At 57.0% G+C, this 20,696-nt stretch carries 21 protein-coding genes and 1 riboswitch; of the genes, 10 read left to right on the top strand and 11 right to left on the bottom strand.

From position 1 onward, the window contains the following. The first annotated feature begins 91 nt into the window (after window positions 1-91). Window positions 92-214 carry a cytochrome bd-I oxidase subunit CydX gene (gene cydX / locus PQU98_RS07995; RefSeq protein WP_272744373.1) on the top strand — a complete coding sequence of 41 codons (123 nt, stop codon included), beginning with the start codon at window positions 92-94 and terminating at the stop codon, window positions 212-214. A gap of 43 nt (window positions 215-257) precedes the next feature. Here the strand turns inward: cydX and PQU98_RS07990 are convergent, their stop codons facing one another. Then, a complete protein-coding gene (locus PQU98_RS07990; protein WP_272744372.1) occupies window positions 258-1,466 on the bottom strand; it encodes a polysaccharide biosynthesis protein in 1,209 nt (402 codons plus the stop codon). A 344-nt stretch (window positions 1,467-1,810) separates the two neighbouring features. Between PQU98_RS07990 and PQU98_RS07985 the strand changes: the two genes are divergently transcribed. Both PQU98_RS07985 and moaC read left to right on the top strand, forming a co-directional pair. Further along, window positions 1,811-2,275: a molybdenum cofactor biosynthesis protein MoaE gene (locus tag PQU98_RS07985; RefSeq protein WP_272744371.1), complete on the top strand. Its 465-nt coding sequence runs from the start codon at window positions 1,811-1,813 to the stop codon at window positions 2,273-2,275. Then, window positions 2,265-2,753, top strand: a complete 489-nt coding sequence (gene moaC / locus PQU98_RS07980) for a cyclic pyranopterin monophosphate synthase MoaC (RefSeq protein ID WP_272744370.1) — start codon at window positions 2,265-2,267, stop codon at window positions 2,751-2,753. The genes PQU98_RS07985 and moaC overlap by 11 nt, the downstream gene beginning before the upstream one ends. 224 nt (window positions 2,754-2,977) lie before the next feature. On the opposite strand, the gene PQU98_RS07975 is transcribed toward moaC, so the two are convergent. Beyond that, window positions 2,978-4,822: a TonB-dependent receptor plug domain-containing protein gene (locus PQU98_RS07975; protein WP_272744369.1), complete on the bottom strand. Its 1,845-nt coding sequence runs from the start codon at window positions 4,820-4,822 to the stop codon at window positions 2,978-2,980. Window positions 4,823-4,935: 113 nt separating this feature from the next. Then, window positions 4,936-5,119: riboswitch (cobalamin riboswitch) on the bottom strand. 120 nt (window positions 5,120-5,239) lie between these two features. Between PQU98_RS07975 and PQU98_RS07970 the strand changes: the two genes are divergently transcribed. Next, the gene (locus PQU98_RS07970; RefSeq protein WP_272744368.1) at window positions 5,240-6,136 is read left to right on the top strand and encodes a DUF2608 domain-containing protein; all 897 of its coding nucleotides are present in this window, start codon (window positions 5,240-5,242) and stop codon (window positions 6,134-6,136) included. On the opposite strand, the gene PQU98_RS07965 is transcribed toward PQU98_RS07970, so the two are convergent. The 5 genes from PQU98_RS07965 to PQU98_RS07945 form a co-directional block, all read right to left on the bottom strand. Further along, on the bottom strand, window positions 6,133-7,530 hold the full coding sequence (locus PQU98_RS07965; protein WP_272744367.1) for a glycoside hydrolase family 27 protein: 1,398 nt from the start codon (window positions 7,528-7,530) through the stop codon (window positions 6,133-6,135). The two genes, PQU98_RS07970 and PQU98_RS07965, sit on opposite strands and share 4 nt — an antisense overlap. Before the next feature lie 130 nt (window positions 7,531-7,660). Beyond that, on the bottom strand, window positions 7,661-8,701 hold the full coding sequence (locus tag PQU98_RS07960; protein WP_272744366.1) for a sulfate/molybdate ABC transporter ATP-binding protein: 1,041 nt from the start codon (window positions 8,699-8,701) through the stop codon (window positions 7,661-7,663). A 22-nt stretch (window positions 8,702-8,723) separates the two neighbouring features. After that, the gene (cysW, locus tag PQU98_RS07955; protein WP_272744365.1) at window positions 8,724-9,569 is read right to left on the bottom strand and encodes a sulfate ABC transporter permease subunit CysW; all 846 of its coding nucleotides are present in this window, start codon (window positions 9,567-9,569) and stop codon (window positions 8,724-8,726) included. Then, window positions 9,566-10,492: a sulfate ABC transporter permease subunit CysT gene (gene cysT, locus PQU98_RS07950; RefSeq protein ID WP_272744364.1), complete on the bottom strand. Its 927-nt coding sequence runs from the start codon at window positions 10,490-10,492 to the stop codon at window positions 9,566-9,568. Before cysT ends, cysW begins: the two co-directional genes overlap by 4 nt. 25 nt (window positions 10,493-10,517) lie before the next feature. Then, window positions 10,518-11,561 (bottom strand): sulfate ABC transporter substrate-binding protein, encoded by a 1,044-nt coding sequence (locus tag PQU98_RS07945; protein ID WP_272744363.1) that lies wholly within the window; start codon window positions 11,559-11,561, stop codon window positions 10,518-10,520. 284 nt (window positions 11,562-11,845) lie between these two features. Between PQU98_RS07945 and metC the strand changes: the two genes are divergently transcribed. Then, window positions 11,846-13,036 carry a cystathionine beta-lyase gene (gene metC / locus PQU98_RS07940; RefSeq protein ID WP_272744362.1) on the top strand — a complete coding sequence of 397 codons (1,191 nt, stop codon included), beginning with the start codon at window positions 11,846-11,848 and terminating at the stop codon, window positions 13,034-13,036. Here metC and PQU98_RS07935 read toward each other — a convergent pair. Genes PQU98_RS07935 through PQU98_RS07925 form a run of 3 tightly spaced genes read right to left on the bottom strand, consistent with a single transcriptional unit; the run spans window position 13,033 to window position 16,017 of the window. After that, a complete protein-coding gene (locus PQU98_RS07935) occupies window positions 13,033-13,974 on the bottom strand; it encodes a cupin domain-containing protein (protein WP_272744361.1) in 942 nt (313 codons plus the stop codon). The genes metC and PQU98_RS07935 overlap by 4 nt on opposite strands. Before the next feature lie 4 nt (window positions 13,975-13,978). Continuing rightward, a complete protein-coding gene (locus PQU98_RS07930) occupies window positions 13,979-14,947 on the bottom strand; it encodes a glycosyltransferase family 2 protein (protein WP_272744360.1) in 969 nt (322 codons plus the stop codon). Further along, the gene (locus PQU98_RS07925) at window positions 14,944-16,017 is read right to left on the bottom strand and encodes a GNAT family N-acetyltransferase (protein WP_272744359.1); all 1,074 of its coding nucleotides are present in this window, start codon (window positions 16,015-16,017) and stop codon (window positions 14,944-14,946) included. The genes PQU98_RS07930 and PQU98_RS07925 overlap by 4 nt, the downstream gene beginning before the upstream one ends. Window positions 16,018-16,293: 276 nt before the next feature. Here PQU98_RS07925 and PQU98_RS07920 point away from each other — a divergent pair, with 276 nt between their 5' ends. The 5 genes from PQU98_RS07920 to argF all read left to right on the top strand — a co-directional run bounded on the left by PQU98_RS07920 (window position 16,294) and on the right by argF (window position 20,140). Continuing rightward, window positions 16,294-16,725: a hypothetical protein gene (locus PQU98_RS07920; protein ID WP_272744358.1), complete on the top strand. Its 432-nt coding sequence runs from the start codon at window positions 16,294-16,296 to the stop codon at window positions 16,723-16,725. Further along, a complete protein-coding gene (locus PQU98_RS07915) occupies window positions 16,725-16,925 on the top strand; it encodes a helix-turn-helix transcriptional regulator (RefSeq protein ID WP_272744357.1) in 201 nt (66 codons plus the stop codon). Before PQU98_RS07920 ends, PQU98_RS07915 begins: the two co-directional genes overlap by 1 nt. 25 nt (window positions 16,926-16,950) lie before the next feature. After that, the gene (locus tag PQU98_RS07910) at window positions 16,951-17,847 is read left to right on the top strand and encodes a TraB/GumN family protein (RefSeq protein ID WP_272744356.1); all 897 of its coding nucleotides are present in this window, start codon (window positions 16,951-16,953) and stop codon (window positions 17,845-17,847) included. A 141-nt stretch (window positions 17,848-17,988) separates the two neighbouring features. After that, window positions 17,989-19,188: an aspartate aminotransferase family protein gene (locus PQU98_RS07905; protein ID WP_272744355.1), complete on the top strand. Its 1,200-nt coding sequence runs from the start codon at window positions 17,989-17,991 to the stop codon at window positions 19,186-19,188. 34 nt (window positions 19,189-19,222) lie between these two features. Continuing rightward, window positions 19,223-20,140, top strand: a complete 918-nt coding sequence (gene argF / locus PQU98_RS07900; protein ID WP_272744354.1) for an ornithine carbamoyltransferase — start codon at window positions 19,223-19,225, stop codon at window positions 20,138-20,140. Between the two features lie 217 nt (window positions 20,141-20,357). On the opposite strand, the gene PQU98_RS07895 is transcribed toward argF, so the two are convergent. Further along, window positions 20,358-20,585: a hypothetical protein gene (locus PQU98_RS07895; RefSeq protein ID WP_272744353.1), complete on the bottom strand. Its 228-nt coding sequence runs from the start codon at window positions 20,583-20,585 to the stop codon at window positions 20,358-20,360. Window positions 20,586-20,696 lie beyond the last annotated feature (111 nt).

The following is a 20,696-nucleotide window of genomic DNA, read 5'->3' as shown; positions in this document are numbered from 1 at the left end:
GTTTCCCTCATGAACTCCCTTCCTCAATAACGAAGAAAATTTTCTTGAGGCGGCTCTGCGAAAATTTTCTGCTTCTGTAAGGAAAAATGAGATGTGGTATTTTACATGGATTTTAGGATTGGGACTGGCCGTGACTTTCGGTGTCCTAAATGGCATCTGGTTTGAGTTTCTGACCGAAGACGATCCCGATGCCGAAGATCCGTTCAAGGATTAAGAACTTTGCGAAAAACCCCGGAAGTTAACTTCCGGGGTTTGTTTTATTCAGCGGCGGCGGTGAGGTTTGTCTGCGGCCGGTGGATCTTGTTGACGAATGAAAACAGCAGGGATCGCACCAGGTCATCCTCGGACTTAGAGGCAATCTGGAACAGACGCTCCAAGTCTTCCGGTTCAATGACGTGGGTTTCGTTCTGGCTGACGACCTCAAAAATACCGGGCATGACCGGCGCCTGAGTCTCATCAATATCGGTCAGGTCTTCGGTCAGCTTTTCACCGTCACGCAGGCCGATGAACTTGATCTCGATGTCGCGTCCGGCCTTGAGGCCATAGAGCCTGATCATACGCTTGGCCAGATCGACAATCTTTACCGGCGTGCCCATTTCCAGAACATAGAGATTCGGCATATCGGCGCTGGATTTGGTGTTCTGAAGCGCGGCCTGCAGCACAAGCTGAACCGCCTCAAGGATCGTCATGAAAAAGCGTTCGGCCTTGGGGTCGGTGATGGTAATCGGACCACCGCGCTCAATCTGAGACCGGAATAGTGGCACGACCGAGCCGGTCGAGCCCAGCACATTACCAAATCGCACCACGCAGGCCTGCGTATAGGCCGAGGATTTGAGGCCATTATGACGGATCAGATGTTCCGCCAGCCGTTTGGTCGCCCCCATAAGCGATGACGGGGCTACGGCCTTATCCGAGGAAATCATGACCAGTTGCGCCACCTTGCAGGTATTGGCCACTTCGATCAGGTTCTGCGTACCCAGCACATTGGTCAACACCCCCTCAGAAGGGTTCTGCTCGACCATCGGCACATGCTTTAAGGCGGCGGCATGGAAAATGATGTCCGGGCGTTCAGTTCGCACCACGCTCATCAATCTATCCTTGCGACGAATATCGCAAAGAATAGCGCGTTTGGTCATAGAAAACCCGACTTTAAGCCCCAGCGCCTGATCAATGGAATAGAGCGCTAACTCGGAGTTCTCGACCAGACTGACATGGGCCGCACCCATATCAACGACCTGCTGGGCGATCTCCGAGCCGATGGAGCCACCGGCCCCGGTGATCAGTATGCGTTTACCATTATAGAATTCTTTAAGTTCGCTCAGGTCGAGGCTGACTTGCGGGCGATGGAGGAGGTTTTTATAGGCGATTTGGTCATCAGCGGACGGGATAGTCAGACGCTGAGGCTTTTTTCCAAAAAAAGGTGTGGAGGCCAAAAGGCGCAACATCTGGAAATGCACAGGGCCCATCTAATCCAAACCGAAAATAGTCTAACGAAAACAATCAACGCTCAAATAACAAAATCAGCCTATCATAGCAGGTGTAAATGACACTAATAAAATGCCTGATTTCGCTGATTTCGAAGCTTTCTGTGGTTTTTGTGTTTGATAATGCGACCGCCTTGCACACCAATCTTGTTTAAAATAAGGAAGTCGTAAAAAATCTCAGGTTGTAAACGCGCAAATGAGCATAAATTGCGTTTGCGTCTCCTGATGGGCACAGGGGGCGATTCTTGAGGTGTTATAAAACCGGTTTGCATTTTTTGACCATTTCCGCGCTTTGCCTGCACCAAAGGTCTCGGCTATGGTAGCGCATGGATCATATGATTGTACGGCTGTTGCCGGAGGCTTTGGACAGCAAAGCTGCCTTTCAGGCCTTTTCTGAAAGTGCAGATGGCGCCATCGTCACCTTTACCGGCAAGGTGCGCCCCGTCGATAAGGCGGGCGGTGCCGTCGATCATCTGTACCTCGACTGGTATCCGGGCATGACCGAAGCCAGTATGGAGGCGGTAGCACAAGCTGCCTGCGCGCGTTTTGATGTGGCGCGGGTCATGGTGCTGCATCGCTGCGGTCAAGTGAAGGCGGGTGAGGATATTGTTTTTGTCGCGGCAGCTTCGGCCCACCGGCGGGCCGCATTTGAAGCGGCGGATTACATGATGGACCGGCTGAAATCAGAGGCCGCGTTCTGGAAGCGCGAGCAGGGGGCCGGTGCGGAGCGCTGGATCGAACCGACCGCCGCCGATCAGGCCGACAGAAAAAGGTGGGAAGATGACAACTGAATTGAGCCATATTGGCGGCGATGGCCGCGCGCACATGGTCGATGTGTCCGAAAAGGCTGCAACGGCACGGGTCGCCACCGCGCGCGGGCGGCTGATCTGTGCGGCGGAGACTGTGGCGATCGTCCGCGATGGTAAGGCACCCAAGGGGGCGGTGATCACCACCGCCGAGCTGGCGGGTATCATGGGCGCCAAGCGTACGGCTGATCTTATTCCCCTATGTCACCCTCTGGCCCTGTCCAAGGTCGAGGTCCGGATCACGGCTATGGATGATGGGGCCGGTTTTGATATTGAGGCTGTGGTGAAGACCACCGGCCCGACCGGGGTTGAGATGGAAGCGCTGACGGCGGTCAGCGTAGCGGGCCTGGCGCTTTATGACATGCTCAAAGCCGTCGATAAGACCATGCGCCTGGAGGGCATCGAAGTTACGTCTAAGTCGGGCGGAAAATCCGGTGACTGGCCGAATAAGAATGCGGTATAAAATTAATTTCCCATAAACAATAAAAAGGCCTCACGGGAACCATGAGGCCTTTTTAATGGGAGGACAAAAAAGAAATAAAAGAAAGACTTAAAGCTATATATTCCGCCTTTATAGGGTTGGCGGGACGTCTATGGGTAGACCGGCGGAGAATAAAAAAGCCATAGGGAAAGCGCTCCCGACAGGCTTAACTCCCGTTAAGCTTTTAGCCTTTCTTGGTGACACTATTAATACATATTGGCGCGAATGCCGAGCCACAGACGACGCCCGGTGGAGCCGTAATTGGCCGCTGTTTCATAGTCTTCGTCGGTGGCGTTCTCAATGCGGCCAAAGACGGTGACCGTGTCGTTCACGCGGTATGCGGCCCGCAGATCGACCAGAGTGTAGGCCCCCAGTTCACGGGCATTATAGATATTTTCAAACGACTTACCGGCATAGCGCGCGGAGGCGCCGAGCGATAAGGCCTGCGTCGCCTGCCAGTCGATATGGGCATTGGCCATATGCTTAGGGGCTCGACCCAGATCGTTCTTATAGGTGAAGCTGTCCTTAGCGTTGTCGCGGGCGATGATGTGGCTATAGTTACCGGAAACGGACACGTTATCGGTCAGATCACGGGCGGCTTCCAGTTCAATGCCGTAGGCCTTGGTCTGGGCGATATTGCCATAGGTGAAGGTCGACATATCATAGTCGATCTGGTTTTCGGTCTTGCGACCAAATACCGACACGCCATAGCGGCCATTGTTGGCACCGTAAACATCGACTCCGAAGTCGATATTGGTGGCCTCTTCTGGCTTAAGGGCGACATTGCCCGACCAGCCGTCATAAAGCTGATAGAGGCTTGGGGCCTTGAAACCCTGCCCCAGGCTTGCGTGCAGAACCACGGTGTCACTGAGGGTATAGGCGGCCGCGATCTGGCCGATGGTATTGTCACCAAAGGTCGAGTGGTCGTCGCGGCGGATGCTGGCGTTCAGGGTCAGGGCATCGATATCCTGACGCACCTGCGCGAACAGGCCGTTCAGGGTCACGGATTTGACAAGGCCGGCGGTGATGATTTTTGAGCGTTCGGATGACGCGCCGAATACGAACTGGGTCGCGTCCGATAGCTTATAGGCGCCGGTATAGTCATAGCTGGTCTGGCGGCCCTCAAACGGATAGGAGGTCGCGTTGGCCAGATCCGAGGTTTCGCGCTCGGTCTTGGTCTGTGAGACGGTGACGCTGTTTTTCAGACGGCCATCCAGCATTTGATTGTAATAACCGGCGCTGGCCACCGTTTCATCCTGCGTGCCAAAGTCGCGGGTATCGGCCAGAGCAAACGACGCATCATAGCCATCGAAATCGTAATCGCTTTCGGTATGGCTCACGCGGGCGCGCAGGCCAGATGTGTCGGTCAGGGCGTAGTTCAGATAACCGTTGAGGTGCTTTTGCTCAAAGCCATCTTTTTCTGAACCTGTGCGCAGTGACGACACGCCTTCATCGTCTATATAGGCCCCCGACAGGCCCCAGGTCAGGCGATCAGCCTTGCCGCCGATCGAGGCGCGGGCGGTGACATAGTCGTCCAGTCCTTCGACAGAGACGCGCGCTTCCAGTGGTTTTTTCGGGGTGCGGGTGGTGATGGCGACCACGCCGCCGATGGCCTGAGAGCCCCACAGGGTCGATAGAGGGCCGCGCAGGACTTCGACGCGCTCGGCATCATTGAGCGCCAAAAGGCCGAGGTTCAGCCCGCCGCCGATCTGGGACGGATCGCCCAGCTTTACGCCGTCGATGATGAACAGGCTCCGGTCGCTTTCCGCGCCGCGGAAACGGGCGGTGCCGACCTGACCGGGCCCGCCGGTCTGGGCGATCGAGACGGACGGGGACTGGGCGATCAGGTCGCCGAGGAACAGTTCCTGACGGGCCTCAATGGTGGTGGCATCAAACACGGTGACGCTCTGGCCGACCTTTGACAGGGCGACGGGCTCACGGGTGACGGAGACCACAACTTCGGTGATATTTTCTGATCTGGCGTGACCGGCCACGGTCATTAGCGCCAGGGCTGAGGCGGTGGTCAGGGCGGGAATAAGGTAGGTTCGCATGGGTCGTATAGTCTTTCGCAGACGAAGCAACAGCCACGGATCATCGATCCGCGCTGTCAAACATATCGCCGCTCAGGAAACGCTCCCGCTCTTGTGACACACCCCGATCACGCAAAGGACGACAGCAAAGGGCAGGTCTCCTGACTTGCGCCTCAGACATTTGCGACCGCCTTCCCGAAGTCATCTTCAGTGGCATATGGCCGAAAACTTAGCGCTTACAGTTGCGGGGACAGTCCGGGGATTACACCCGGTTCCCTATTAAGCCGTTCTCACGGCACCTCTTGCACGGGGCGGGGATTAGGCCGTTTGCGGGCAGGGGTCAAGGGTTCGGTGCGATTTTGGCCGCTTAAACCTTGACCGTGTGAGCGTTTTCGGGTTTGCCAGAGGTATCTTATGAAACGGTCGCAAGGATGCGTGATGAAAATTTGGGCAGGGATATGTGCGGCGGCGTGGATGATGGCCTCAACGGCTGTGGCGCAGGCTGCGGGGTTTGCGTCCATAACCGACCTGAAAGTCGCCACCGATCTGGCTCATAGTCTCAAGGCCGACAGGTCAAAGCGCGTGCTGGTGGTGTTTGATATTGATGACACCCTGCTGACCGTGCCGGGCGATCTGGGGTCTGAGGGCTGGCTGGGCGGCAAGCTTGACGGAGCCCAAGGTGAACAGCGCGACGTGATCCTGTATGAACAGGCCCTGTGGCTGACGCTGGCGGGTCTGAAACCGACGCAAGGTGACGGCCCGCAGCTTGTGCGCGACCTGCAAACGGCGGGGATTCCGGTCTATACCCTAAGCGCGCGCGGGAGCGAACTGCGCGGGGCGACCGAGCGGGCGCTTATCGCCGCGGGCTATGATTTCAGTGCCGCACCCGAATGTGTCAAACCGCTGTGCACCCGGCGCGGGCGTCTGGGCGATGACGAAATCCGCAAGGCCGCTCAAAAGCTCAAGGTGACTTTGCCGGACGGGCCGCATCGCGATATCACCGTCTCAGACGGGATCATGCTGGCGGCTGGGCAGGATAAGGGCGTGATGGTGCAACTTCTGGCCGCGTCCATCGCCCCCAAGCCCTTTACCGATATCGTCTTTGTTGACGACAGCCGCCGTAATGTTGACGACATGGTGCGTGCCGCCACCACGACCTCAAAGATCCGGTTTCATGTCTTCCGCTATGAGAAAATCTGGCCGCGTAATGGGGAACTGCATGACAGTCCGGCTCGGCTTAAGGCTGCCGATGCGCAATCGGACGCTATCCGCGCCAGCCTGTGCGTGGCGTTCGAAAGTGTGTTGTGCGGGTATAGCTACGGGTTTGGGGATTAAGGCTGCGTTGTTATCAGTACCAGAAACGTCTCACGGGGAGCAAGGGTAACTGTTAGCACATCGCCCACCAGTTTCTGTGTCGTATCGAGCCACAGGTCGCGCAGGGTCACCTCAGACGTAGCGGTCAGCCCCAGTTGCGCACGGTTGACTGAGGCCGTCTGCGGGTTTGCGCCGCGATTGATCAGGGCCACCGCCTGAGTACCGGGTGTGCTGAGGGGCCTTGTAATTATCTGGATGCGCGCATCCGAAGATATAACCCTCGGTCGCCCCGCTATGTCTTGATTGACGGCAATGACGTTGCGATTGCCAGCGATATCGATCAGGTCTTGCGACCATTTGGTGAGGTCTGAGCCAAGGATAAGCGGTGCTCCGATAATCGCCCACATCGACATATGGGCACGCGCCTCAGTCAGATGGCGGACATCAAAGTCGCCGTTGCCGATTTCGAGCATGTCCGGATCATTGCCCCGGCCTGATGGTGTGGCTGTGATGCCAGAGACAGCGGTATCGAAATTGTGCAGCATCGATGCCCAGTTGGCGCGGATGTCGGCGCTGGTTCGCCATTGCTGGCCATACTTATGGCCCCAGCGGGCGACATCGGCTTCGCCCCAGGTGCAGATTGATAGAATAACGTCATCGTTCGGACGCACCTGCGTAATGGCAGCCTTAAGGTCACGGTACAGGCTTTCAACGCCATTGATATCGGACAGATCTGGGCGTCCGCGGATAATCGCCGGCTTCAGCGCACGATAGGTATCGTTTTTCACATAAGGCCGGTCGGGGCCGAAATCAGCCAGACCGCAGGCATCGACCTTGACCAGATCAAAGTTCCATTCACCGAAGAACAGACGCATGTCTTCGGTCTGATGGCCCATTGAGCCGACTTCGCGTTCGGCCTGAGAGCCTGTGGGCAGGTTCGGGCTTTTGGCATCCCATGCCTGAGAGCAGACATTCCGGCCGATATCAGTATAGATCCCGACTTTGAAATTCATAGCATGCAGACGGTCTGTAAACGGGCGAAAGCTCGTCTCGCCGTCGGGCAGGGCCGCGCTGGGGAACATAGTCGTGCGGATGATAATGCGCCCGTCGGCACGGCGCTTAAGCCACCAGCCGTCATCGATATTGATGTAACGATAGCCTGCAGCTTTAAGGCCTGACCTGTTCAGGGTTTCTGCAATCGCGATGATTTTGTCTTCAGTAACTTCGGTGCGAAACGCGTTCCACGGGTTCCAGCCCATAGTTGGGGCCATCTGGCGGATGGGGGCCGTGTGAGGCACGGGCGTAGGGGCAGTTTCTTCGGCGTGGACGGATGCTGCCGTAAGTGCTGCCAGCAACATCAGGCTAAGAACGGTTTTTCTTCGGACCAAAAGAGCGCGTGAGTGATCTGTTGGCATAATGGTGTCCCTGCAAACTTTATTATAACGCCTGTCGAGAGGTATTTGTATGATAAATAAAGAGGCCGAGTCAACACACAACAGTCCGTGCCGGATGGGCGGGACAGGTGCTTAACGAAATCTGACAGCGTTACGTGCCGAACACATAGACCTTGATCGGCTTCACATAGACCGTGTCGTTAAGTGCAAGGTCGCTGGCGTCGGAATCGTGGGCGTGCTGGGTCTCGAACACCGTGCCGTCCTCGGCCTGAACCTCAAGGCGCAGGTTGGCGCCGGCGGGCAGGATCGATAAGACCTTACCCTTAAAGCCCGGCCCGTCTTTTGAGACATGGGCATCGAACGGCCGGAACCGGACCAGTTGCTCGCCCGTCAGGTCGCCGGTGATGATGGCTGGAACCGTAAAGCCGTCGAACGCGGCCTCTGCGCCACTGACCGTCGCCGTGACCTGATTGTTAGTGCCGAGGAAATCGAACACGAAACTGGAGGCCGGTTTGCGGTAAAGTTCAAGCGGTTTGCCGATCTGCTCGATCTGGCCATCTTTCAGCACCACCACGCGGTCGGCCAGATCCAGCGCTTCTTCCTGATCGTGGGTCACAAAAATGGTGGTCACACCGGTTTCGTCATGGATGCGGCGCAACCAGCGACGAAGATCTTTGCGCACCAGAGCATCCAATGCGCCGAACGGTTCATCCAGCAACAGGATACGCGGCGAAATGGCCAGAGCACGCGCCAGAGCGACCCGCTGACGCTGACCGCCGGACAGTTGCGACGGAAAGCGCTTGCCCAGGTCTTCGAGTTGAATGAGCTTTAAAAGGCTCTGCACCTTGGCCTTGATCTCGGCCTTTGAGGGGCGCTCCTTGGCCGGGCGGACATTGAGGCCGAACGCGATGTTTTGCTCAACCGTCATGTGGCGGAACAGGGCGTAGGACTGAAACACCATGCCGATGCGGCGTTCGCGGGCATTGAGCGCCAGATAGTCTTCGCCCTCAAAGGTGACCGTGCCGGAATCGGGCTGATCAAGACCGGCCAGCAGGCGCAGTAGCGTCGTTTTACCCGACCCTGACGGGCCGAGCAGGGCCAGAAACTCACCGGAATGGGTCTCGAACGAGACCTGATTGAGCGCGGCAAAATCCGAGAAGCTCTTGGTAATGTTATTGACAATCAGTGACATAAGCGAAAATCTCGGAAAACAGTTAGTGCCTGCGATGGGCGGAAAGCTCGTCGGCAAAACGCCACTCAAGCAGGGTCTTAAGGATGAGGGTCACGACGGCCAGCCCCGCCAGAATCGAGGCGGTAGCAAAAGCCGCAACCGTATTATATTCGTTGTACAACACTTCGATGTGTAGCGGCAGGGTGTTGGTCAGGCCGCGAATGTGGCCGGAGACGATTGACACGGCGCCAAACTCCCCCATCGCACGGGCGGTACATAGCAGCACGCCATACGTCAGCGCCCATTTGATGTTGGGCAGGGTGATGCGGAAAAACACGTCCCAGCCGCGCGCCCCTAAGGTGACGGCGGCGATTTCCTCATCCGTGCCCTGATCAAGCATCAGCGGAATCAACTCCCGCGCCACAAACGGCAGGGTGACCAGAACCGTGGCGATGACCAGACCTGGCAGGGCAAAGACGATGCGGATATTGTTGGCATCAAGCCACGACCCGAACCAGCCGTGGGCCCCGAACAGCAGAATCCACACCAGGCCGGAAATGACCGGCGACAGGGTAAAGGGCAGGTCAAGGATGGATAGCAACAGGCCCTTGCCCTTGAACTCAAAGCGCGTGATGCACCAGGCGGCAGCAATGCCGAAGATGGCATTCAACGGCACGGCGATGGCCGCCACCAGCAGGGTGAGTTTGATGGCGCTGACGGCATCGGGTTCCAGTATGGCCGAAAGATAGGGCGCGACCCCGGTTCGGAACGCTTCAAACAACACATTGATCAGCGGCAGGACGATGATCAGCGCGATCCAGAACAGGGCAAAGGCCATAAGGCCAAGGGCGGCCGGTGATTTGGGCGCTTCGGGGGCTTTGACTTTCATGCGCGGCCTCGGCGGGACAGGAGCACCTGAACAAAGTTGGTGACCAGCAGGATGGTGAACGACAGGGCCAGCATGGCGATGGCCACCGATGCCGCACCGGCATAGTCAAACTCTTCGAGTTTAATGACGATCAGTAGCGGTGAAATCTCGGAAATATAGGGCATATTGCCGGCAATAAAGATGACCGATCCATATTCCCCGACGGCACGGGCAAAGGCCAGCGAAAAGCCGGTGATCAGGGCGGGGGCCAATGACGGCAAAATCACCTTGATCGCCGTCTGCATCGGTGTGGCCCCAAGGGTCAGGGCGGCCTCTTCGACCTCGGCATCAAATTCGGCCAGAACGGGCTGAACCGAGCGCACCACAAACGGCAGGCCGATGAACACAAGGGCTATGAAAATCCCAATCGGCGTGTAGGCGATCTTGATGCCGAAGGGGTCAAACAATGATCCTACCCAGCCATTGGGGGCATAGAGGCTGGACAGCGACACGCCGGCCACCGCCGTCGGCAGGGCAAACGGCAGGTCGACAATGGCGTCAATGATCTTTTTGCCCGGAAACTCATAGCGTGTCAGCACCCACGCCACCACCAGACCGGCAATCAGATTGACGGCCGCGGCCCAAAAGGCGGTGGTAAAGCTTAACTGCAACGCCTTGACCACGCGCACGTCAGTGACGGTGCGTATAAAGCCGTCAAGCCCGGCTTCCCACGGTCTGAGCACCAGTGCCACCAGCGGCAGCAGTACGATCAGCGACAGATAGGTCAGCGTAATGCCTAATGACGCATGAAAGCCCGGCAAGACGTGCTGCGTCCTGTGGGTGGCCTTGGGCGGCTTAAAGCCTTCGGGTTTGATCTGATGCGGCGAACGCCCGTTTGTTTCCAAACGGGCGTCTCCGGCAGATAGGTTTGTGTCTGTCGTCATGAGGGGCGTTTACGCTGCAATCAGGTTAGGCTTTGAAAATCTTGGCGGAAATCTGGTCGAAGAGCGCACCTTGCTCAAAGTGGCGCGCATTGGCCGTGGTCCAGCCCCCAAAATCCTTATCGATATTCAGTTGCTCAATGGCCGGAAAGCGATCCGCAAAGGATTTCAGAACATCGGGATTGGTCGGGCGGTAAAAATGCTGTGCCGCCAGGGTCTGGGCATCCTCATCATAGAGGCCTTCAAGATAGGCCTTGGCCAGCGCTTCGGTGCCATTGGCGGTGACGTTTTTGTCAACCCACGCGACGGGGGTATCGGCCGCAATGGACAGGGACGGATAGACGATGTCGAACTGAGCACCGTCCTTGGCCGCACTCATCAGGGCTTCGGATTCCCAGTTGATCAGGACATCGCCCTGACCGCGCTGAATGAAGGTGGTGGTCGCCCCGCGCGCGCCAGTGTCGAGTACCGGCACATTTTTAAACAGCGCCTCCAGATAAGCTTGCGCCTTCGCTTCATCGCCATTGTTGGTTCTGAGCGCCCAACCGTAGGCGACCAGATAGTTCCAGCGCGCCGCCCCTGATGTTTTCGGGTTTGGTGTGATGACCTGAACCCCCGGTTTTACCAGGTCGCCCCAGTCCTTGATGTCCTTGGGATTGCCTTTGCGCACCAGCAGCAGAATAGTCGAATTATAGGCGACGGAATTGTTCGGCAGGCGCGACGCCCAATCGGCAGCCAGCAGGCCGGTGGCGGCCACCGCGTCAATATCGTGGGCCAGAGCCAGTGACAGGACATCCGCCTTGAGGCCATCGACGACCGCGCGCGCCTGCTTGCCTGAGCCGCCGTGGCTTTGGTTGAAGGTGGGGGCAGCCTTTCCGCCGGTTGCGTATTTTTTCGCAAACAGGGAATTGTAGGCGGAATAGAACTCGCGGGTCGGGTCAAACGACACGTTAAGCAAGGATTGGGTAGCCGGCTTACCGCAGGCCGTAAGCGCAGAAGCTGCACCTGTCATCAAGGCAGCGCCTGTGACGGTTTTCAGAAACTGGCGGCGGGATGCGTCGGATTTCGTCATATCGGTTCTATCCCTATACTTCTGTGTGTCCGGCCTGTTTGTTGGCGGAGACTATCAAAGCCTTATGGTCAGCGCAAATCAGGATCGCGTAAACACTCCGGATATCAGAGGGTTTTGTAAATTCCTACTTGCTGATGGTTGTTTAAACAACTGGGGCCGTCACGTCAGGCGACGATTTTTCAGCGATACGGTTAGCATCTCTAACCAATGGTCATTGCACATATCGGTTGCCAAGGAGAAAGCGAAATGGTTGTAAGGGGCCGCAACTGTATACGGAATTTTCAATGTCGAAGTCTGTTTCCGAGCGTACCCGCCTGACCAGTGCCACCTATGATCTGGCGCCGTCTCACCGCGCCGTCAATGTCGGGGTCGAACGCGGTTCGACCGTGCTTTATGCCTGCGCCGAAGATCTTTATGATGACCGCATTCAGCCGGGCTACGGCATTGAGGGACTTAGCACCCAGCGTGAACTGATGCGCCTGATGTGCGAACTGGAAGGGGCGACCGACGTATTCCTGCTGCCGACGGGGCTGTCGGCCCTGACGCTGGCGATCACAGCCTGCCTTAAGGCCGGTGATGAGGTGGTGTGTGTCAATAGCTGCTACGGCCCGATCCGCCGGTTCCTTCAGACCCAGATGGCGCGCTTTGGCGTGACCGCCCGCTATTATGATGCCGGTGCCAGTGCGGATGAGGTCATGGCCCTGACCAACGACAAAACGGCCCTGATCATCGTCGAATCGCCGGGGTCGCTGACGTTTGATATTCAGGATATTCCGGCCATTGCCAAGGCTGCCAAAGCGCGCGGTATACTGACGCTTTGCGATAATACCTATGGCGCCGGTGTGCTTTTCAAGCCGCTGGATCACGGCATCGATATGTCGATGCAGGCCCTGACCAAATATGTCGGCGGCCATTCCGATATCCTGATCGGTACGGTGGCGGTCAAGGATAAGGCTTTGGCCAAGCGTCTGGATGACACGTCGCGGGCGTTTTCGTTCTTCACCTCGGCCGATGAGAGCTATCTGGCCATCCGGGGTTTGCGCACCCTGCATCTGCGGTTGGAGCAAAGCGGCAAGTCGGGGTTAGAACTGGCCCGCTGGCTGGAAGGTCATGATCTGGTGGATCGCGTGCTGCATCCGGGGCTGGAGTCCTTTCCGGGGCATGATCTGTTCAAGCGCGATTTCACCGGTTCTAACGGTCTGTTTTCGGTAGTACTGAAAGGCGGCAATATAGCCGCCTCCTGCGCGTTTTTGAATGCGCTTAAGCTGTTCGGGCTGGGCTTTAGCTGGGGCGGGTTTGAAAGTCTGGCTATCCATTTCGAGCCGCAGCTTATGGGCCGCGCTAAACTGGGGCAATCACAGAATTTGGCCTATGAAGGCTCGTTGATCCGGTTTTACGTCGGTCTCGAAGACCCTGCCGACCTCAAGGCCGATATCGCGCAGGCGCTGGAGGTTTATCGCGCGGCTATCGGTTAGGCGGCTTTCTTAGGCACATCCACACCATCATCAAACTGCGGTACGCCGGGCTTGTTCGCGTCGAGCGAAAAGCGCGGCACCAGCGGGCTCTTGGCGCCATTAAAGCCACCAAAAGCCTTAATGGCGCGGGCATAGGCGATCCTAACCGCTTCCCACGTCAAAAAGCGCTTATCGATCTCCGGCTTGAGGCCAAACCAACGGCGCAAACAGCCATTGGCGTATAGCACATTGGCGCGCCAGATGGCCGCTGGCGTCATGAATTCAATCGACATCGACACATTGACCATGCCGTGATTGACGATGCGATGCGGTGCGTTTTGCGGCCAGGTGATCATCTCACCGGGCTTAAGGTCATGCACCATAGCGGCCTCATCCCACGCCGCCTCATAGGGCAGTTGCTCGTCGCTTTCACGCAACGCGATGCCCTCAAGGTTCGGGTTGGTGACGAACGGGGTCTTGGGTGGATAGACATACAGTTTTTTGATACCGCGCACCTGCCACAGCATCACCAGCGGGATATCAAGGTGGTAAAACACATGGGCGTTCGGAGAAGAAATCAGCAGCCCCAGATCAGGTTTCAGGGTCTTTTGGTCGGTCTCAAACTCCAGTTCGGCAAACATCCGCCCACAGAGTTCATTAAAAGCCGGATCGGCGTGATTAACCTTACGCAGATTAAGCCACAGACGTCCGGCTCTGACACCTTCCATCAGGGCGCGGCCATCAAGGCCAGAGCGGCGGCCCAGATACCACTGCCCCCAGTTGGACGGATCATAACCCATGCTGAACACTTCAAGCTTTTCCGGCGGATAGCGGTCGATTAAGGCGATCAGGGCTTCGTCCGTGAACAGGTCTGAGCCTGCCAGTTTGTGCGAAAACAGCAGGGTCTTTTTCGTGAAATTCTGGCGGTGGTCGTCCGACCAGTTGAGCAGTCCGGTCATAATCTCATCTTCCGGGGGCGTTAGTTTTGAGCAGGGCGGTGCCGTAAAAGCCAAGCTTGAACGGCGGGAACCAGATCAGCTTGCCCAGGCCCCGCGCGCATTTATCCAGCGCCCCTGCGGCCCCTTTGGCACGAACAAGGGTCAGCAGTCCGCCCCACAGGCCAAACACCACGGCCTGAACGGCGCCATTGACCATCCAGTAGGCGCAGGTGAACGGTTTGGGCGGATTATGGGTCATGGCCGAAGTCGATGGCCCCTGACCATAGGCAAAGGCGCGCGGCAGGGTATAGTTCAGGGTCGATCGGCTTTCCGGCACGTCTTCCCACACGACCGCATCTGCCGCCCAGACCATGCGCTTGCCCTGCTCACGCATTCCGTAGAACAGTTTATCGTCCTCACCGCCGCAGTCATTGCGATCGACGGAAAATACTTCGTGAATGTCGGGCAGGGCGGACCGGCGCAGCAGGCTGTTGCCGCAACCATAATAGTGGTCAATCAGTTGGGTGTGATCGGGGCCAAAGCGCGAAAAGAAGGCTTCAAAATAGGCGGGGTATTGCACATCTGCGGCTTTCAGGCGGGCACTGACCGGCCCGAACACCACATCGGCATCAAGGGCGTTTTGGGTGGCCAGCAATTTCGACAGCCAGTCAAAGGGCGCTTCTTCGTCATCATCCAGAAAAGCGATGAAATCGTCGGTGGTCGCCGCCAGCGCCGTATTGCGGGCATTGGCTACACCGGTGGCTGGTTCATGCAGATAGGTGATCTCAATGTCGCCTGCGATGGCGGCCACGACCTCACGCGCGGACGCTTCCGGCGAGTTGTCACAGACGATAATGCGCACCAAAACGTGCTCTAGGCCGGTTTGCGCCAGTACAGAGCGCACGGCGAGGGTCAGTCCATCGGGGCGACGGAAGGTCGGAATAATCACGCTAAGGCGCACGGCGGTAAAACTGTCCTGAGGCATGGGCTTCATCCGCGGGGCTCCGGTAATTTCAGGCGCTGTGGTGTGGCAAGCGCGGCCCGCCAAATACCCCTGAGGCGGGCAGGCGTGTCCAGCTCCAGCGCGCAGATCTGATCGAGGCGGCGATTAAGGCGCACGGTGATTTCGGCCATGCGGGGCGACAGGGATTGTGTGATCTCTCGCGTCCATGCGGATGTGTGCGCCGCGCATCGGCCTGCCATGCTGTCGCCATAGACGTGCCCGTGGGTCACGGTGCGATGGGTATTGCCAAAGGCGGTTTTGTAGTGTTGCTCACCGGTCGACAGGTCGTAATAGTCGACGCCGTCGGCTTTGAGCACATCGGCGCAACCGGCCAGAAACACCTGACCGGGAGAAAAGGCGCTGTAGGCCGGATCAAAGCTGGATATCCACGGGTGCATGACATCGCCCAGTCTTACACCATAATGGAAAATAATCCCTTTACCGCCGACGCTCAGGGTCAGCATCTGGCCGTGTAAGCCCTCAACAGTCGCGGCAAACAGTTGCCGCATCAGGGTGTCGACCCATTTGGGTGCCAGAAAATCATGCAAACCGGTGGTGCGGGCCTGCTCGCGCTTCAGGCGTAGCATCAACTCGAAATGGTCAGGATTCCGGTCAGGGGTAATGAAGGCCACCTCTCCGTGCTGTTCCTCAAGCCGGCGGCGCAGGCGGTTGATATTTTTGACATGTTTGTGCGGAATGTGATCGAGCGGCTGGGTCAGGTCGATCCCGCAGGCATGGTCGGTCTGCCCGCCAATATCGCCAAACACGCCGTAGGGATCAATCAGGCCGATGACCTGAAACCGGTCGATGTGGGCCAATCTGAGCGCCTCAGCTATGGCTATATCTGGATCGGGAAAGCTGATGAAGGCGGTATAGTCTGAAAACGGGGCACCGACAGGACGGGCCATGCCGCCGGCGCGGCGATGGTGGGGCAGAAAACCTATCGTCTGACCCTTACGGCGATAGACGGCGACCCGAACGTCATGCCTTATGTTGGCTACAATCTGAGTGAATTCCGGTGACAAAAGAGGCGAACGAAAATCAGGAGTGGCGCGGATCATATCGCGCCAAAGGCCTAGGTCAGAAGGCCTCAGGTCATGGGGACGGACAAGATCACAGATCATCATAGGGCCGGGTAACTCACATACAGGGCGCAGACCCTTAAGCCCGGCCACACTCACACAGACCTGTAAATATTCGGTTGGTTCAGAAATATTATTTTGAAAGCCGTTTAATTTGTGATCTGTAAAATCTGCATGTCATTATGACAGGCATGCTTGACATGTGGCAAATGGTGAGTGTAAAGCTTGCTTGTCTAAATGTTAAGGGGTGTTGATATGGATAAGCGGGCATTTCACATTACGGGTACGATTTATATCGTCATTGCGATGCTATTGGGCGGGGTTATTGGTTTCCTGAAAGCCTCCGGACATCAACTTCCATCGCTTGGGACGCCTCTGCTGTGGGGCATGATCGCCCTGCTGATTGTGCTGGCCATGGCGGTCAGCATTTTATGGTGGCGCGCCTCTGATGAGGCGGTGCGGGAGGCGCATAAGTGGGCCTGGTTCTGGGGCGGGTCATGCGGCCTGATGGTGGTTATGCCGGTTTACTTCCTGTCAGTTGCGACCGGGGGGGAATTTGGCGAGAGTCTTATGGCCTACTTCAATGCGCACGGATCGGCATTTGAATTTGGTATCATGACCGGGTTGATCCCGCCGATTGTTGGTTATGTCATTGCCTGGGGTATCTGGTGGCTGAGACATAGATAATGAAAAACCGTATAAAAGTTCTGAGGGCCGAGCGCGACTGGTCTCAGGCTGATCTGGCTGATCGGCTGGGTGTCTCGCGCCAGACGATCAATGCCATTGAGACGGAAAAGTATGATCCGTCATTACCACTGGCGTTCAAAATTGCTGACATATTTCAGCAACGGATCGAAGACATATTTATGCCGGATCAAAACGCTTAGTTTACGAAAATTACAAGGAAACATCATGCTGAAATCTTTTAAAGCCATGTTCAAAGTGCTGGTTGTGGCCGGGGTGGCGCTTTTGCCGCTGACCGCTCAGGCTCAAACCGCCAAAGCCGGCGCCCCGCTGATGTGGGTGGTCAAGGATGCGGATTCGACCGTCTATCTGCTGGGGTCGATCCATCTTCTAAAGCCCGATATGCAGTGGCAGGATGCTCGCATCAAAACCGCGATGGCGAACTCCAGGGAGATGTGGCTGGAAATTGCCAATCTGGATGATCAGGCGGCCGCCGGTTCGGCATTTCTGAAACACGCCATCAACCCCAAGGGCAATCTGACCGAGGGGATGAGTGAGGCCGATATTGCCAAGCTTAATGCCGCGCTGGATCGTCATGGCCTGCCGATGACGCAGGCGCGTAACCTCAAGCCGTGGGCCGTCGGTCTGCTGATTACCGTTAAATCCATGATGGCGTCAGGTTTTGATCCCAATTCAGGTGTCGATAAAACCCTGCTCGATCAGGCCAAGGCGGCAGGCAAGCCGGTTAAGGGCTTTGAAACGATTGAACAGCAGATGGGCTTTTTCGGTAGCTTTGACGATGAGACCTCACGCCAGTTCCTGATCGACGTGCTTAATCAGGAAGAGGAAGGCAAGGCATTGCTTGAGACCATGCTCACCGCCTGGCACACCGGCGATGAAGCCACGCTGGAAAAAATCTTTACTGAAGAAATGATGGTCAAGACGCCTAAGCTTTATGATGTGCTGCTCAAAGGCCGCAATCAGAACTGGGTGCCGCAGATCGAGCAGATTCTGGCCGGTTCCGGTACGTCACTGGTCGTGGTGGGTACCGGCCATCTGGTCGGGCCGGACGGGGTGCCGACCCTTTTGAAAGCAAAGGGTATTAAGGTCGATGCCCTTAAGTAAGGTGTGATCTTTAATCAGGACTTTGAGCGCGCTTTTTATTGACATTGGGGATAAATTTCCCCAAAAGGCGGCTCTAAGTTCTACTTAGATTTCTATCCTCTTCGTACACGCGAAGAGGATTTTATCTTTTGGGATGTTACCATGAGCCAGACAGATCATCTTTTCAGTGTTTACAACCGCGCCCCCATTGAGGTTGAGCGCGGCGAAGGCGTCAGCCTTTACACGAAAGATGGCCGACGTTTTCTGGACTTTGTGCAGGGTATCGCCACCAACGGTCTGGGCCATGCCAATCCGATCCTGATTGATGCCGTGACGAAACAGGCGCAAAAGCTGTGGCATGTGTCCAACATTTTCCGGATTCCGGATCAGGAAGTTCTGGCCGAGCGCCTATGCGCCGACAGCTTTGCCGATCAGGTGTTCTTCACCAATTCCGGCACCGAAGCGATCGAGTGCGCGCTGAAGCTGGCGCGTAAATATCATGCCGCCAAGGGCAACCCTGAGCGTATTGACGTGATTACATTTCACGGGGCCTTTCATGGCCGTACCTACGCGGCGGTCAATGCCGGCGGCAATGACGCCTATCTGACCGGATTTGGTCCGAAGCTGCCGGGCTATGTGCATCTGTCGGTGGATGATCATGAGGCGATCAAGGCGGCGGCTGAGGCGCCGACCGCAGCGGCTATTCTGGTCGAGCCGGTGCAGGGCGAAGGTGGCGCGCGCGCCCTGACCGAAACTGAACTGAAAAATCTGCGTCAGTTGTGCGACGACAATGGCCTGCTGTTGATGTTTGACGAAATCCAGTGCGGCATGGGCCGGACGGGCAAGCTGTGGGCCTATCAGTGGTCGTCGGTTGAGCCTGATGTCCTAACCACGGCCAAGGCGCTGGGTGGCGGTTTCCCGATCGGGGCGTGCCTGGCAACCTCTGAGGCAGCATCCGGTATGGTCGTTGGGGCGCACGGTTCGACCTTCGGCGGCAATCCGCTGGCTATGGCGGTAGGTCTTGCGGCCTATAATGAACTGTCGAAGCCGGAAACTCTTGAGCACGTCAATGAGGTTTCAAACTATCTGCGCCAGCAGCTTCAGGGCCTGATCGCGTCTTATGGCGATGTCGCCCTTGAGGTGCGCGGCAAAGGGCTTCTGGTCGGGATCAAGGTCAAGCCGGTCAACCGCGAGGTTATGGCTTTGGCGCGTGATGTCGGGATACTGATTGCTGGTGGTTCGGACAACTGCGTGCGTCTGTTGCCGCCGCTTAACGTCACGCTTGATGAAGCCCGCGAGGCCATTGGCCTGCTGGAAAAAACCTTCATCGCCGCCCGCGAAAAGGCCAAAGAGACGGCATAACAGGGGCCGGACATCCAAAATAAAGGGGGTACAGATGACCCGTCACTTTCTCGACCTCTGGGCGTTAAGCCCGGAGGATCTCCGCTCTATTCTTGATGACGCCCATGCGCGCAAATCTGCCCGCCTTGGCTGGCCGAAAGGGCGCGTCGATGCCGATGCCCCGGCCAAAGACCGCGTCCTGGCCATGATTTTCCAGAAGAACTCGACCCGCACGCGCTTTTCGTTCGATGCGGCTATCCGTCAGCTTGGCGGTGACGGCATTATCTCGACCGCCAGCGATATGCAGCTTGGGCGCGGGGAGACCATTGAGGACACCGCCAAGGTTTTGTCGCGCATGGTCGATGCCATTATGATCCGCGCCAACCGCCATGAGGATGTTGAGCAACTGGCCGCCCACGCCACCATTCCGGTGATCAACGGCCTGACCGACAAGAGCCACCCGTGCCAGATTATCGCTGATCTTCAGACGATCGAAGAACATCGCGGGCCGGTTAAAGGTAAGACCCTGGCCTGGATCGGCGATGGCAACAATGTCTGCGCGTCGTTCATCCATGCGGCACCGAAACTGGGCTTTTCGCTCACCATCGCCTGCCCGCCGCAATATAGCCCCTCAGACGCCGATCTGGCGCACGGGGCGGGGGCCAAAATCACCGTCACCCACGACCCGAAAGCCGCCGTCGCGGGCGCCGATGCCGTCATGGCCGACACCTGGGTCAGCATGGGCGATACGGATTACGATGAGCGTATGGCCGCCCTTGGCCCCTATCAGGTCAATGAAGCTCTGATGGCGCTGGCGGGGCCCGACGCCCTGTTCCTGCACTGCCTGCCCGCTCACCGCGGCGAGGAAGTCACCGAAGGCGTCATTGATGGCCCGCAGTCCGTTATCTGGGACGAGGCCGAAAACCGGATACATGCGCAGAAATCCATCCTGGCCTGGTGTTTTAAATCGTAATCTTTGGGTCATTACGCCAAGGCAGGATTTTGGGTCGTCGCTGGCAGGTACTTAGTGTACCTGCGGCGCTTGACGCCTAGTACTGGCCTCAAATCTTAAGATTTAAAATTTAAGGAAAAAGCGAAAATTTTCGAAGAACCGCTTCGAGAAAATTTTCTCGATACTGCAAACATGGAAAAGTATTCTGGCCTATGGCCAGAAACTTTATCCATGAGGTCTAATAGGGCTGAAATGCGGGCTGGGGATTGCCGCCGACGAGGGCTAAGATGTGCACCAGCAGGATGATCGACGCGGTGCCGGACAGCAGCATGATCAACCGGTAAGGCACAAGCCGGACGGCATCGGTTTTGAGATTGGGTGGCCGCGCCCCCAGATAGCCGCTGAGGATGCACGCTATAACAGCGCCAAAAAACATAATGAGTGTGGTGCCAAGATCAAATTCCATGTCTGCGAATATGGTAGGAATGTGGCGTGGCGCAAGGCTTTGGCGCTATTTTCCCTTATCAGGTGTTTATATAATGCCCTGTTTCTCCACAGGAGAATGGCGTTATCCCAA

The sequence above is a fragment of the Asticcacaulis machinosus genome (assembly GCF_028550435.1).
Classification (GTDB): Bacteria; Pseudomonadota; Alphaproteobacteria; order Caulobacterales; family Caulobacteraceae; genus Asticcacaulis; species Asticcacaulis machinosus.
This window is presented reverse-complemented; position numbering and strand designations above follow the sequence as displayed.

Coding starts and splice junctions, on each gene's coding strand:
- PQU98_RS07960 (WP_272744366.1), bottom strand. CDS start 8,701: ATGTCACTGATTGTCAATAACATTACCAAGAGCTTCTCGGATTTTGCC.
- PQU98_RS07905 (WP_272744355.1), top strand. CDS start 17,989: ATGAGCCAGACAGATCATCTTTTCAGTGTTTACAACCGCGCCCCCATT.
- moaC (WP_272744370.1), top strand. CDS start 2,265: ATGACAACTGAATTGAGCCATATTGGCGGCGATGGCCGCGCGCACATG.
- cydX (WP_272744373.1), top strand. CDS start 92: ATGTGGTATTTTACATGGATTTTAGGATTGGGACTGGCCGTGACTTTC.
- PQU98_RS07925 (WP_272744359.1), bottom strand. CDS start 16,017: ATGATCCGCGCCACTCCTGATTTTCGTTCGCCTCTTTTGTCACCGGAA.
- argF (WP_272744354.1), top strand. CDS start 19,223: ATGACCCGTCACTTTCTCGACCTCTGGGCGTTAAGCCCGGAGGATCTC.
- PQU98_RS07945 (WP_272744363.1), bottom strand. CDS start 11,561: ATGACGAAATCCGACGCATCCCGCCGCCAGTTTCTGAAAACCGTCACA.
- metC (WP_272744362.1), top strand. CDS start 11,846: ATGTCGAAGTCTGTTTCCGAGCGTACCCGCCTGACCAGTGCCACCTAT.
- PQU98_RS07965 (WP_272744367.1), bottom strand. CDS start 7,530: ATGCCAACAGATCACTCACGCGCTCTTTTGGTCCGAAGAAAAACCGTT.
- PQU98_RS07930 (WP_272744360.1), bottom strand. CDS start 14,947: ATGAAGCCCATGCCTCAGGACAGTTTTACCGCCGTGCGCCTTAGCGTG.
- PQU98_RS07895 (WP_272744353.1), bottom strand. CDS start 20,585: ATGGAATTTGATCTTGGCACCACACTCATTATGTTTTTTGGCGCTGTT.
- PQU98_RS07990 (WP_272744372.1), bottom strand. CDS start 1,466: ATGGGCCCTGTGCATTTCCAGATGTTGCGCCTTTTGGCCTCCACACCT.
- PQU98_RS07970 (WP_272744368.1), top strand. CDS start 5,240: ATGAAAATTTGGGCAGGGATATGTGCGGCGGCGTGGATGATGGCCTCA.
- PQU98_RS07935 (WP_272744361.1), bottom strand. CDS start 13,974: ATGACCGGACTGCTCAACTGGTCGGACGACCACCGCCAGAATTTCACG.
- cysT (WP_272744364.1), bottom strand. CDS start 10,492: ATGACGACAGACACAAACCTATCTGCCGGAGACGCCCGTTTGGAAACA.
- PQU98_RS07920 (WP_272744358.1), top strand. CDS start 16,294: ATGGATAAGCGGGCATTTCACATTACGGGTACGATTTATATCGTCATT.
- PQU98_RS07975 (WP_272744369.1), bottom strand. CDS start 4,822: ATGCGAACCTACCTTATTCCCGCCCTGACCACCGCCTCAGCCCTGGCG.
- cysW (WP_272744365.1), bottom strand. CDS start 9,569: ATGAAAGTCAAAGCCCCCGAAGCGCCCAAATCACCGGCCGCCCTTGGC.
- PQU98_RS07915 (WP_272744357.1), top strand. CDS start 16,725: ATGAAAAACCGTATAAAAGTTCTGAGGGCCGAGCGCGACTGGTCTCAG.
- PQU98_RS07985 (WP_272744371.1), top strand. CDS start 1,811: ATGGATCATATGATTGTACGGCTGTTGCCGGAGGCTTTGGACAGCAAA.
- PQU98_RS07910 (WP_272744356.1), top strand. CDS start 16,951: ATGCTGAAATCTTTTAAAGCCATGTTCAAAGTGCTGGTTGTGGCCGGG.